Origin of the sequence: Acinetobacter lwoffii, from assembly GCF_019048525.1 — a bacterium.
GTDB lineage: Bacteria > Pseudomonadota > Gammaproteobacteria > Pseudomonadales > Moraxellaceae > Acinetobacter > Acinetobacter lwoffii_K.
Genome location: NZ_CP077369.1, coordinates 454,155 through 467,308 on the forward strand (window position 1 = coordinate 454,155; position 13,154 = coordinate 467,308).

At 42.7% G+C, this 13,154-nt stretch carries 13 protein-coding genes; 5 read left to right on the top strand and 8 right to left on the bottom strand.

Annotated features, from left to right (window positions below):
• Window positions 1-65 precede the first annotated feature (65 nt).
• From rpoZ to I6L24_RS02255, 4 genes are all read left to right on the top strand, one after another.
• Window positions 66-347, top strand: a complete 282-nt coding sequence (rpoZ, locus tag I6L24_RS02240; RefSeq protein ID WP_004281186.1) for a DNA-directed RNA polymerase subunit omega — start codon at window positions 66-68, stop codon at window positions 345-347.
• A gap of 214 nt (window positions 348-561) precedes the next feature.
• A complete protein-coding gene (locus I6L24_RS02245; RefSeq protein WP_005108527.1) occupies window positions 562-2,667 on the top strand; it encodes a RelA/SpoT family protein in 2,106 nt (701 codons plus the stop codon).
• Between the two features lie 75 nt (window positions 2,668-2,742).
• Complete coding sequence (locus I6L24_RS02250) at window positions 2,743-3,126, top strand: RidA family protein (RefSeq protein WP_086044403.1); 384 nt, start codon at window positions 2,743-2,745, stop codon at window positions 3,124-3,126.
• Between the two features lie 220 nt (window positions 3,127-3,346).
• Window positions 3,347-3,541, top strand: a complete 195-nt coding sequence (locus I6L24_RS02255; protein ID WP_004644972.1) for a bacterioferritin-associated ferredoxin — start codon at window positions 3,347-3,349, stop codon at window positions 3,539-3,541.
• Between the two features lie 161 nt (window positions 3,542-3,702).
• Here the strand turns inward: I6L24_RS02255 and I6L24_RS02260 are convergent, their stop codons facing one another.
• Entirely contained in the window at window positions 3,703-4,764 is a 1,062-nt protein-coding gene (locus I6L24_RS02260) for an RNA-guided endonuclease InsQ/TnpB family protein (protein ID WP_004281181.1), read from the bottom strand.
• A gap of 231 nt (window positions 4,765-4,995) precedes the next feature.
• Between I6L24_RS02260 and bfr the strand changes: the two genes are divergently transcribed.
• Window positions 4,996-5,460 (top strand): heteropolymeric bacterioferritin subunit Bfr, encoded by a 465-nt coding sequence (gene bfr / locus I6L24_RS02265; RefSeq protein WP_005265547.1) that lies wholly within the window; start codon window positions 4,996-4,998, stop codon window positions 5,458-5,460.
• Window positions 5,461-5,509: 49 nt separating this feature from the next.
• Here bfr and I6L24_RS02270 read toward each other — a convergent pair whose 3' ends face one another.
• The 7 genes from I6L24_RS02270 to I6L24_RS02300 all read right to left on the bottom strand — a co-directional run bounded on the left by I6L24_RS02270 (window position 5,510) and on the right by I6L24_RS02300 (window position 13,117).
• Window positions 5,510-7,138: a PglL family O-oligosaccharyltransferase gene (locus I6L24_RS02270; RefSeq protein WP_216986376.1), complete on the bottom strand. Its 1,629-nt coding sequence runs from the start codon at window positions 7,136-7,138 to the stop codon at window positions 5,510-5,512.
• Window positions 7,139-7,290: 152 nt separating this feature from the next.
• The gene (gene tfpZ / locus I6L24_RS02275) at window positions 7,291-8,025 is read right to left on the bottom strand and encodes a TfpX/TfpZ family type IV pilin accessory protein (protein ID WP_216986377.1); all 735 of its coding nucleotides are present in this window, start codon (window positions 8,023-8,025) and stop codon (window positions 7,291-7,293) included.
• 114 nt (window positions 8,026-8,139) lie between these two features.
• Window positions 8,140-8,661 (bottom strand): pilin, encoded by a 522-nt coding sequence (locus I6L24_RS02280; RefSeq protein WP_410550516.1) that lies wholly within the window; start codon window positions 8,659-8,661, stop codon window positions 8,140-8,142.
• A gap of 475 nt (window positions 8,662-9,136) precedes the next feature.
• Window positions 9,137-9,697, bottom strand: coding sequence for a TPM domain-containing protein (locus I6L24_RS02285; protein ID WP_216986379.1), 561 nt, complete (start codon window positions 9,695-9,697; stop codon window positions 9,137-9,139).
• Complete coding sequence (locus tag I6L24_RS02290; protein WP_216986380.1) at window positions 9,691-10,794, bottom strand: TPM domain-containing protein; 1,104 nt, start codon at window positions 10,792-10,794, stop codon at window positions 9,691-9,693. Before I6L24_RS02290 ends, I6L24_RS02285 begins: the two co-directional genes overlap by 7 nt.
• Before the next feature lie 19 nt (window positions 10,795-10,813).
• Entirely contained in the window at window positions 10,814-11,404 is a 591-nt protein-coding gene (locus tag I6L24_RS02295; RefSeq protein WP_216986381.1) for a LemA family protein, read from the bottom strand.
• Between the two features lie 291 nt (window positions 11,405-11,695).
• Window positions 11,696-13,117 (bottom strand): glutamate synthase subunit beta, encoded by a 1,422-nt coding sequence (locus I6L24_RS02300; protein WP_216986382.1) that lies wholly within the window; start codon window positions 13,115-13,117, stop codon window positions 11,696-11,698.
• Between the last annotated feature and the right edge of the window lie 37 nt (window positions 13,118-13,154).

Here is a 13,154-nt window from a genome sequence, read left to right on the forward strand (position 1 = left end):
GTCTATAGACAAAGCCTTTTATACTGTGCAGTCTGTTAAAATTTATTATTCAAACGAGAATTCTTATGGCACGCGTCACCGTTGAAGATTGTTTAGACCATGTAGACAACCGCTTTGAGCTTGTACTAGTGGCAAGCAAGCGCGCGCGTCAATTGGCACGTCAAGGTATTGAACCAACTGTAGAATGGGACAATGACAAACCGACTGTTGTTGCTTTACGTGAAATCGCTTCAGGTCATGTCTCAAAAGATATTTTGAAACAACGTGATCAAGACTATCAAACATCAAGTCTAGACCTTGCACTTTCTGCAAATAATCTAAACTTAGACGGTTTTTCTTTCCAATAAGAGATCGTCACTGAAAAAGCCTAGTTCTAAACTAGGCTTTTTTTGTTATGTGACTTTTATATTTATGCCAGAACGGTTATAACATAAGGGTTAGCTATCAAGTTTGTATTGGTTTTCTGCTCGCTAGCAGCCAAAAACCATCAAACCAGGAAATTCACATTTCTAAAGCGCTTTCACGTTTTATTTGTAAAAAATTCAGTTGAAAAGGTGTTTTATGCCAGGCCCACAGGTCAGTCAAGCCAAGCAGCAGTTAGAGATCATTATCGATGCGTATTTAAGTGAAAGCGATGTCGAACGTGTGCTTGCGGCCTGTGATTATGCAGATATGGCGCATGATGGGATTGTGCGCAAAAGTGGTGAACCTTATATTCTGCATCCGATTGCAGTCAGCTGTATTCTGGCGCATATGCGTCTTGACCCTGAAACGCTGATGGCTGCCTTGCTGCATGATGTGATTGAAGACACCGACTTTAACAAAGATGATATTACTGAGACTTTTGGTTTTACTGTGGCCGAGCTGGTCGATGGCGTGACCAAACTGAGTCATTCTAGCGATAAAGAATATAATAAAGCCGCTTCATTCCGGAAAATTCTACAAGCGACTCTACAAGATCCACGTGTCATTATTGTGAAACTGGCCGACCGCTATCACAACATGACCACTTTGGATGCACTACGTCCGGACAAACGTGCGCGTATTGCCCGCGAAACCTTTGAAATTTTTGTCCCAATGGCACGTATTGTCGGCATGAATGAAATGGCCGATAATCTGGAACATTTGTGCTATCAGAATCTTGATCTGGATATGTACAATAACGTTCAGACCGCACTACAGGAAACCAAGCCGAAACGCTGTGAATATCAGGCCAAATGGGAAAAGAACTTGACTGAACTGCTGCAACAGCATGCCATTCAAGGCCGGATCAAAAAGAAAAACAACAATATTGAGCTACTGCGCCACTTCGTCAAAAATGATATCGACCTGCAAGAGCTGACGCATAGCCATGCTTTTGAGATTATTTTACAGAGCATCGCGGACTGTGACCGACTGGCAGAAATTCTGACCCAAAGCTTTAAAATCCAGAGTTATGAAGATCATATCCGCCGTCCATTACCGGGAGGCAACCAGTCCTTGATGATGCGCTTGAAAGGCGAAGAGACGACCCTGTCGCTCACCATTCAAACCGAACTGATGCGTAAAGCCGCACGTTTTGGCGTTGTGCTCGGTGAAAGTGCCCCGCAGGCCTGCCGTTCTGCGATTCAGGCCTCGATGCAGAATCTGAATGTCCTGGTCGATGGTGAATGTGCCAAAACCACTTTTAGTGAATTGCTCGATTATCTACACCAAGAAAAAATCTGGGTCTATACCCCGCATGGTCATTTACATGAATTGCCGCAAGGCGCCACGGCCGTCGACTTTGCTTATGCAGCGAGTTTATTCCTGGGCAACCATGCGGTCGGTGCAAAAATTAACAATGAAACCAAACCCCTTTCAACGCCTCTAGTCAGTGGTCAGGTGGTCGAAATCATTACTGATGTCCTCGCCACCCCGAATCCGGATTGGCTCAGTTTCATCAATACCCAAAAAGCCCGTCGTGCTATTCAGAATATTCTGCGTGATCAAGATCCAGATGAGCAACGTCTGGTCGGACAACAGGCACTCAATCGTGCACTGAAACTGTTCCATCGTTCTATTCGTGATCTGACTGAAGCAGACTGGAAAAACCTCTTGGAATGGCGCCATGTTTCCAGCAAAGAACAGCTGTTTGAACAGATTGCAGTCGGTGATTTATTACCACAACTGGTGGCCAACCATTTATTTGCCCAAGATCAGCATCAGAATATCGCCAGTTCAGACCGTCTGATTCAGGGAACAGAAGGTGTCGATGTCAAATATGCACATTGCTGCAATCCTGTGCTGGGTGATCCGATTCAGGGTCATTTGACCCGTCGCGGTCTGATTGTGCATCGTGCGCGCTGTCATAACCTGCTGCATGAACAGCATCAGCATCCAGAAAATATCATGTTATTGCAGTGGACCTCTGATGATCTGGAAGATATCAGCTTTACTGCCTATCTCAGCATTGACTTGGACATGAATGACGAGCAGATTTCCGACCTGATTTACCAATGCCGTAAAGCGCATTCTGGGGTGGAAATGGTGCGTACTCAGGATGACAAAACCTACGTCAATATCGTGGTGCATAACCGTAAACAGATTGCACAGATTATCCGGGATTTACGCATGTATTTCGGTTTCCCGCGAATTATCCGTCTGGCTCAGCCCGTCGTTTTCAGTGAAGCCTCTAAAGCGAGTTAATCATTTAAAACGATAGTGCTTTGATCGGCCGAATTGATCGAATATGATGTATGTCGATGATAAAAGGAGAAATTAATGTCCCGCCAAGTAATCCATACTGAAAATGCCCCTGCTGCGATTGGCACTTATTCGCAAGCCATTTTAGTGGGTGATACCTTATATCTATCAGGTCAAATTGGCTTGGATCCTTATAGTATGGAACTGGTTGAAGGCATTGAAGCTCAAATTCGCCGGGTGTTTGATAACTTAAAAGCAGTCTGTGAAGCCGCTGGTGGTTCTTTGGCAGATATCGCCAAGCTGAATATTTTTCTGACCGATTTATCGCACTTCCAGCTGGTCAATCAGATTATGGGTGAGTATTTTGCCCAGCCTTATCCAGCACGTGCTGCTTTAGGTGTCGCCAGCCTGCCTAAAGATGCCTTGGTTGAAATGGATGGGATTATCATCATTAATCAATAAGTTATAAAAATCACTCAATCACCAGCCTTTAATATCTAACTCTAATTCACAAATCACTCTTGTGCGGAAATCTGAGCAGTACTTAGATTTCCGCTCAGATGGTAATTTTTTATCTAAATCATCAATCGTGATAAAAGCTATTTCAAATGATTTTTATTGACAAACGATAACAATTATCAATAATATTACTTATCTTATTTAATCATTGTGGTTGTGTCCTATGTACGTTTGTCTATGCCGTGGCATTACAGATCAAGACATTAAAGATGCTATTGCAAATGGCGCTGAAAGTTATCGTGATGTTCGCGATATGTTGGACTTGGGAACTTGCTGTGGCCGCTGTGCACCCGAAGCCCGTATGATCATCAGTGATGAAGTTTCACAAATTGCAGCACGGCTGGCCGTTGCAGCATAAATTCAAAATATTTCTCCTTATAAGCATAATGAAAAAACAATGATCTTTGGTCATTACTCCTCCCCCGCCTTTGACTCTGGCGGGTTTTTATTGCCACTCATCTGAGTCTGGATCGATTCGATGTCGATTTTCATTTGCTGTTCCTTGACATCCTCACCTCTCTAAATAGAGCTGATTCCTCCTGCGAGACGCTTATGCCCAAGCGCAAGTATGTTCTTAGCACTATTCAAGTCCCGATCCAGAACACTTGAACAGTTTTCACATTCCCATACTCTTATTCGCAAATCTGCTCTACCTTTCGGACTGCTTGCAGTGACCTCACCACAGCACGAACACATTTGGGTTGTGAAACTTTCACTAACTTCTTCAAACCATACTCCTGCGTTCTCGCATTTATACTTGAGCATGGTCTTGAATGCTGAAAATCCGGTATCCAGAACAGACTTCGCCATCTTGGTTTTCACCAGTTTTTTCGCACTCAGATCGCCTACAACAATTAGTGCATTTTTCTTTATAAGCATCGTACTTGCTTTGTGCAAATGGTCTTTACGACAGTTTGCAATCTTGGCGTGTAATGCACGGACACGTTTTCTATTTTTAGCTCGTTGAGCAATCCCTAATTTCTGTTCATATTGACGGTAGAACTTGGGATTTGAAATTATCGTACCATCCGAACAAGTGGCTATATCCTTTAAGCCCAGATCAATCCCAATCAAATTAGTCGCAGTCGATTTCTCAATTTTAGGGCTATTCACAACTAAGCAGACATACCAGCGGCCACGCGCATCCTCGACAAACGAACCAGTCTTGATACTGTAATTTGACAGTCCATAGCTATCCCATATTTTAAACTGATGCTTGCCATACTGGATATGGCCATCAGCATACTTGATTGCTACTTTCTTAAAGGGTATCCAACCTAGTGATCTTCTGGCTGATTTCTTATGACTGACCCGCCATTTTAGTTTGGTCTTCTTGAATTGCTTTCTGCGTATGACTAATTCTTCGGTAACAGCCTGAATGGTTTGACTATGTAACCCACAAAGCCTAGATGTACCTTTCGTATATTCAGCAATATCGTAAGCACTGAGAAATTCACCTTTTCTTTTAAGGTGTTTAAAGCTTAAATCATTGACATAATTCCAGACGAAATTCACTTCAGATGCTAATTGCTCTAATATCTTAGAATGTTTATCTTTAATGCGTAATTTAAGTGTTTTCATGCGATTATTTTATCAATGAAAATAACCAATAGAATATCCAAAGTTAAAAATGTTAATTTGAAACGACATTTCATGTCGTATGGCTTAGGTCACTCATTTATATCCCTGCCTTGAAAACGAGGTTTTACGTTTGATTTGATAAATTACTCGCCATTTGCCCCTGACTTGCTTTACTATCAGGATTAGAGTGCTTTCTTAGAAAGATAAAACAGGTCCAAATGGAGTTATGCGATGAAAGGCAATCGTGATGTGATTAATCAGCTCAATCAGGTGTTGTATCACCACTTAACTGCCATTAACCAGTATTTCCTGCATTCGCGCATGTTTAATGACTGGGGCATTGAGAAACTGGGCTCGGCAGAATATAAAGAATCCATTGTTCAGATGAAACATGCCGATAAAATTATTGAACGTATTTTATTTTTGGAAGGTCTGCCGAATTTACAAAATCTGGGCAAACTGTATATCGGTCAGCATACTCAAGAAGTACTGCATTGTGATGTGCGTAAAGTCAAAGAAAATATTGAAGTCATCCAGAAAGCAGTCGCGCTGGCTGAAACCCAAATGGATTATGTAACACGTGATCTGGTTCAGGAAATTCTAGAGAAAGAAGAAAATTATCTAGACTGGACGACAACGCAGATTGATCTGATCGAAAGTATTGGTATCGAAAACTATATTCAAAGTCAGCTCTAAACTTAAAGTTAAGCCAAGAAAAAGCCAGCATCTGCTGGCTTTTTTGTATTTAACGAGGTACATGCTGCATTAGTTCTTCATAACTCATTTCAGTTTTCTGAATAGTCTTTAAGCGTTGCAGCTGGTGCTTGGCTTCCGCCTCATATCCATTAAAAGCTAAAAGTTTGGCATATTTGATCAGGTTATATTTAGTCGGATAGCTCAAGACCATTTGTTCACCTTCCTGAATCTGTTCAACAGACGCTTTGCTATAAGGATTTAAACGAATCCAGCCAATGCGATGATTAAACTCAGTCAGCAAATAAATTGGTTTTTCATTAGTGATTTTTTCCGGCTGCTTTTCATAACGAATACTTTGTCCAAGTTTTGGTACCATCACTTCATAATCACGATAAATCAGCACCAACAACAATGCGCCAAGTACAAAAGCACTGCGTAAATATAGTGGAGATAAAGTAATACCTTTCACTACCCGCTGTGACTGAACCATGCCGATAATAAAACCTACAGGCAGCAAGAAGTAGGCATAGTTTTGTGGAAATTCCAGCATGGCATGTACGCTAAATGCACCGACCATTAAAATCCCCACAACCGATTCCACCGACTGGGTATGTTTATGCAGTTGGTAGCCCCAATAACCCAGATACGCCAAAAATGGCACGCCGAGTATCACACCATTCCAAAGTAAAAAGTCTAAAATAAAATTATGTGCGCTACGAATCCACACAGGGCCTTGCACAAATTCGCTAATCGTGACATACGCCACACTGGTTTGATGCCAACCATAGCCCCACCAAGGTTGATGTTCAATCGCAGCGAGCATTTGCTGCCAAATGGCCAAGCGTGACATATCACCTGTGGCGCGTTGTACCACATCGCGAGATTGCACCGAGAGGTCTGCACTTTGTGAGAGCAATTGACTGAACGCAGGTGCGATAAAAATCAGCCCGATAAATGCGGCAAACCACAGTAAGCTATTGCGCCATTTAATCCGCATCACGCCACGGTATTGTTGATAGCCCAAATAGGTCAAGAGACACAGCGATGCCAACCATGACGTCCGCGATTGACTTAGTACCACACCGACCAAAATCATGGTAGCTGCAATCACAATCCACACGGTTTTAAGTTTTTGTTTTTCGTATAAATATAGGCATGCCATAAGCGACATCACCAAAAAGGTCGCCATGTTATTGGGTTGGGCGAAGTTGGCATAAGGGCGTTGTCCAATTTTAATATCCACCATCATTGGCAGGTATTGGTCGAGTGTCAGCCACTGGCAAATTGCCATGAGTGCAGTGATGCTACCCGCGCCCAACAATACATAACTAAAGCCTGCGAAGATGCGTTCACGTTCGCTGTTATTTTGCGTGAGGTTGTAGCCAAAAATGATTGCTAACCAAAAACTGAATATATACACGCTGCTGAGCAAGGCTTTGTCAAAGAAGTAGACTAAGCCAAAGCCCCACTGAATGAGTGGAACACTGCACAGTGCCAGTAAGGGCAGGCTAATTTTAGGTATCTGTAATTTTTCTTTAAACAGGCAGGCTGCAAGAGCAAACAAGGCAAAAAATGCGTAAAGTTCACCTGTATAGGTGACCCATGGGCGGTAGTGAATGGGTAATAGCCATGCAAGGGAGATGAGGATGGCAGCCAAAAATAGCAATGCAGATTTCATAAGAAAAACAGATCAAAAAACTGGCTCTATCTTATATTTTTTTAAGCAAGATGATAGTGCTTTGTATAGCAAATTTGATTGAAATTCTACCCGTTTTGAAGTGGGATAATTGCATGGGGAATACTGAAATTCCCCATTTTAAATTTAAGCGATTATTTCCACGGTCTGAGGTCGACGATTTTAACAACCTCAGCCTTTTCTTTGGTAATTAATACTACCATATCTTCTGCATTGGCTTTTAAGGGTAGCCAAGCATTTGCTTTTGGATATTTGGCTAAAGTTTTTTCAACGTCTGCTTTTGAGTTGTACTGTTCCAATTCTTTAAGTGGTAATGCACGTTGTTGGATTTGGGTTTTGGCTTGAGTCAGTTCCACATAGCGTTCTGGACGCTGTGCAATAGAAATACCCCCTAAAACTTCTGCAAACATTTCATCATTGCGTTGTTGTGTGTCTTTGGCAAATTCAGTTGCGACATATTGTGGCTTAAACCATGAAGGTTGTTGGAATTGTTGCTGTGCTTGCTGAATATTCGTATCAACCAATTCATTTTTTCTAACCAATTCAAAACGATCTACATTATAAACCAACCATGCAGGGCGACCTTGTTCAATACTAAATACCCCATAACATAAAGCCGCGATTTGAATAAGAATAATGACACTGAGGTCAAATTTAAGTGTTTTTTTACCTTCTTTATAGACCAATAAACCTAAAAGTGGCCCTAAAATTACATCTATAATCAATAACATTAAAAAGATATGGGTCACACCAACTGCTGTAGCGAGCGGCGATGGATACCAAATAAAAAACACCAATCCAATCACCAATAAAGCGACTAAAAATGAGAGCAATAAATGGCTGAGGAAAAAATTTAGGCGTTTGGACATATTTGAGAAAACTACGTTTTTTTGATTGATAAAATAATTATATTCATTTTTATTTTTTCCAAAGAGAAACCGTGCTTTCCGAAGAAAGCACGGTTTTTATAGACTAAAACTACATTATTTTTTTACTCGGCAGTTAGATGGTACATATTTAAAATCTTTAGCATCAGCTACAGCACAACCCCAAACAATTGGTTGACCTGGTGAAATTGCAGCAGTTGGTAATGCACCATTGGCAATAGTACCGCTACCTGGTTGTAGATAAACCTTATCACCAGTCATGGCACCTGCAACTTGACCAGCATAAGTAATCGTGATTAAGCCTTCGCCTGCTGCTGGAGCTGCAACATTTGCAACTGCAGCAATTGCAATTGAAGCAACATTTTCAGTGGCAGTAAATTCAAATCCGTATGAACCATTTGCTGCTGCGCCAGTACCTGTATAAGCTGCAACAGGACCAGAACTGCGTGAAGACAATGTTTCAGCAACTGCTGTCTTGGCAGCAGCAGCCAAAGATAAACCTTCAGTTACTTTTGCACGAATAGTGTAGCTTTGATAAGCAGGAATCGCAATTGCAGCCAAAATACCAATGATCGCTACAACGATCATCAATTCGATAAGGGTAAAACCTTTTTGCATCGTATTCATAAACATTCTCCACAAATGTTTGTTAATTTAATTATAAGCTTTGTAAGCTATTTTATACTTAGCACTAAATGTGCCAACTTTTATTATAGACAATTTACACAGAAAAACAGCACCTTACACATAAAAAATTTAGAACTTTTAATTTAACTGTGTATTTTTGTTAAAAAGTGACAATAATTGTCAGACCAAAAACTTGAGTTTAACAAATTTTGTCATTTTTAGAGAACTGTGTCACATTTTAAATTTTTACATCATCTGCTTTTACGTATTTGATTTATATTTCAGCAAATTTAAGCTCTGTGCTATGGATATCTTTGTACTTTGTACTTCTCTGCTTTAGACAAAGTAAGCTATCTATGACACATAGCGAAGAATTGTAAAATCTCAAAAGTAAAGGTTTTATAGCAAAAATCATGACCAAGCTCTCTCCTATCTTTCAAAGAGAGGGACATTGATTGACAAAAATCTATCCTAAAATAATCGGCGCATTGCCCAATTCATTTTGCTGATCTAGCAACTGACGGTCATAAAAACCATCCAAAATTTCACCAATTTCTTGTACGCCTGTGATTACTGCTTGCCGAAACTGCTGCTGTGCCAACCCCTGCACTATATGCGCACAGACTTCATCCCACACCTGTTGCGTGGTCGCTGTTTTAATGCCACGGTCAATCACAATTTCCACTTTGCGCTCACACAAATTCAGGTACAGCAAAACCCCGCTGTTCAGTTCAGTATCCCAAACACCCAATTCTGCAAATAATTGGCGCGCACGGGTATGCGTATCTACCGCATACGCCAAACGCGAGGGTAAACAGCCTTCAATCACCACCTGAATTTCTCCCACATGCCCATGTTCAGCAGCAGTCACTGCTTCTGCAATGGCATGTTGGTCCTGCGCATTAAAAAAACGTTTGGTGGCAGGTAAAAAAAAGAAATGCTTCAGCCAGCGCTTAACACTCGGACGGGCTACAATGCCCATTTTTGGTTGAGTAATAATTTCTGTTGTATCTGTTGTAGTTACCATGATCCTGATGCTCCTCCCCCACCAAAGCCACCGCCGCCGCCGCTATAGCCACCGCCACCAAAACCACCACCGCCCCGTCCGCCACCACGACCTGCAGAGGACAAGAAAAGTTGGAAAATGGTCTGTGCAATGGCAGTGATGAGTAAAAAGAAAATTCCCGCGCCAATCATTAAACTGGTGATTAAGCCTGCACCATTGACCAAACCTGCCACTGTACCTGCCACGGCAGCGGTTGAAGCACTTAAGCGTTTTCCGACAATCAGTGAGCCAATTACCCCTGCAATTAAAATAAATAAAGCGCTGCTCAAGGTTTTTTCACGCGCCTGTTGTTCTTGCAGCGCTTGTTCCTGACGCTGTTTCAGTTCTTGCGCCGCCTGTGCAGCAACTTCGGGGTCTAAGCTTAAAATCCGTTCGATTTCTGCCAAGCCTGCGTCAATGCCTTGAGCATATTGCGCTTGTTTAAAATACGGGGTAATGCGCTGGTTAATAATACGGCTCACTACAATATCAGGCAGTACACCCTCTAAACCATAACCTGTTAAAATTTGAATACGGCGGTCATTGACTGCAATTGCCATCAACACACCATTATCTTGCTTGGCAGAACCGAGCTGCCATTGTTCTGCGACCCGCATGGCAAAATCAAAAATATCTTCCTGCCCTGTGGTCGGTACAATCACCACCCCAATTTGTGCTTTGGCTTGTTGATGTAAATTTAAAATCCGCTGGCTGATTTGCTGTTTTTCTGCAGCAGTGAGCAAATTGGCTTGATCGACTACGGGCTGATGCAATGTCGGCAAAGCACGGATGGACTCACCCTCTGCCATATCATTGGCAATTTGCGGTTGCTGAACGGGTGTTTCTATAGGTGCTTGCTGAGTGCTCGATGTAGGCTGGCGTGAATTCGCAAGATCAGGGATAGGGTTTGCATTTTGAGGATGCTGTTGCTGCACAATTTTACCTAGCACCACAGCTTCGGCGGTTTCATCAGTTGCAGTGGCAACTTCACTATATGCCAAGCAGCTGAAACACATAACTGCCATGAGCAGCAGCATCTGCATTAGATTTATACAGGTCTTGCTGTGCGATTGCAGCATCCAGACATCCTCCTAGGCGTTATTCAAACGAAACTTTAGGTGCAGTTTGTGCGCTTTGCTCGGCACTGAAGTTTGGTTTGGTGTCCATGCCAATCACTTTGGCGGTCATCACTTGCGGGAACTGGCGTGCATAGCTGTTAAAGTCTTGCACTGTACTGATGTAACGGTTACGTGCCACGGCAATACGGTTTTCTGTGCCTTCTAGTTGTACTTGTAAATCACGGAATTGCTCATTGGCTTTTAAGTCTGGATAATTTTCAGACACCGCAATTAAACGTGATAAGGCACTGGTCATTTGCGCCTGTGCTTCCTGATATTTCTGGAATAACGCAGGGTCTTCCAATACCGACTTATCCACTTTTAAGCCTGCGACATTGGCACGTGCCTGAGTGACTTCAGTCAAGACTTGTTCTTCATGTTTGGCATAGCCTTTGACCACATTCACCAAGTTTGGCACTAAGTCAGCACGGCGTTGATATTGGTTTTGGACTTCTGACCAAGAAGCAGTCACGGCTTCATCTTTCACTTGTAAGGTGTTATAACCACAGCCGCTTAATGTCAAAGTACTGCTTAAAGCCACTGCGAGTAGGGTTTTTTTTGTGAAATTCATACATTAACCTCTAAATTTTCTTTGTATTTGTTTGAAATGATATCATTCTAACGTGAAATTCTGACCTGTTTGTGTATTTTGTTTAATCGAGCGAATCACCAAACTGTTTACATCAAACAATAACCTTGCACAGTAGATTAAATTGATATTGCGGTTTCTGCGCTTAGGCCATATAAGGCTCATGGATGGCAATATATTCCACAAGAAGATGAGCTGGATAAAATATCCAATAAAAAAGGACTGAATTCCTTAAAACTCAGCCCTTTCAAGATCTAAGCAAAACAAACTCGTTTAGACCTCTAAATAATCTAAAATACCTTCTGCCGCCTGACGACCTTCCCAAATTGCGGTCACGACCAAATCAGAACCACGCACCATATCGCCCCCTGCAAAAATTTTCGGGTTTGAGGTTTGGAACTTAAAAGTTTGCTGTTCTGCTGCCAGCACACGACCTGAACCGTCTACTCCAACATTGGCAGAGGCAAACCAATCTGCAGGGCTGGCACGGAAACCAAAAGCAAGTAATACTGCATCGGCAGCTAAAACTTCTTCTGAACCTGGAACAGGCTCTGGACTACGACGACCACGGCTGTCCGGCTCACCCAGCTGAGTAGTAATAAATTTCACACCGGTCACTTTACCATTTTCACCGACAATTTCGATCGGCTGACGGTTGAACTGGAAACTCACCCCTTCTTCACGCGCATTTTGCACTTCACGGCGTGAACCGGGCATATTTTCTTCATCACGACGGTAAGCACAAACTACCGATTCAGCACCTTGACGAATAGAAGTACGGTTACAGTCCATGGCCGTATCACCACCGCCTAAAACGATGACCTTTTTACCTTCCACGCTAATATATTCAGCCGGATCTTTTTCCCAGCCTTGGCAACGGTTGACATTGGCAATCAGGAAATCCAGCGCATCATGGACACCGTCCAGCTCTTCACCGGCAAAACCACCTTTCATATAAGTATAGGTGCCCATGCCCATGAATACCGCATCATAATCTGCAAGTAACTGGTCGATGGTCACATCTGTGCCAATTTCAGTATTCAGACGGAATTCCACGCCCATACCGGTGAAAATTTCACGGCGGCGCTTCATTACGTCTTTTTCCATTTTGAATTCTGGAATACCAAAAGTCAGCAAACCACCAATTTCCGGACGTTTATCAAAGACCACAGGTTTTACCCCGTTACGCACCAGAATATCTGCACAGCCAAGTCCTGCAGGACCTGCACCAATGATTGCGACTTTTTTATTGGTCCATTGCACATTGGACATATCTGGACGCCAGCCCAATGCAAAGGCGGTATCGTTGATATATTTTTCTGCATTCCCGATCGTCACCGCACCGAAACCGTCGTTGAGGGTACACGCCCCTTCACACAGACGGTCTTGCGGACAGACACGACCACAGACTTCTGGTAGGGTGTTGGTCTGGTGACACAGTTCAGCCGCCTGGAACAAACGGCCTTCTGACACCAGTTTCAACCAGTTAGGAATATAGTTATGTACCGGACATTTCCACTCACAATACGGGTTACCACAGCCTAGGCAGCGATGCGTCTGGTTGGCTGCAATTTCCGCAGTATAAGGCTTATAAATTTCCACAAATTCTGCTTTGCGGACATCAAGCTCTTTTTTCTCTGGATCTTGGCGTGCGACATCCAGAAATTGAAAGTCATTATGTAGGCGTTCAGCCATGTCTCTCTCCGTGGCTAGAGGTAAAGGCTTTACAGTT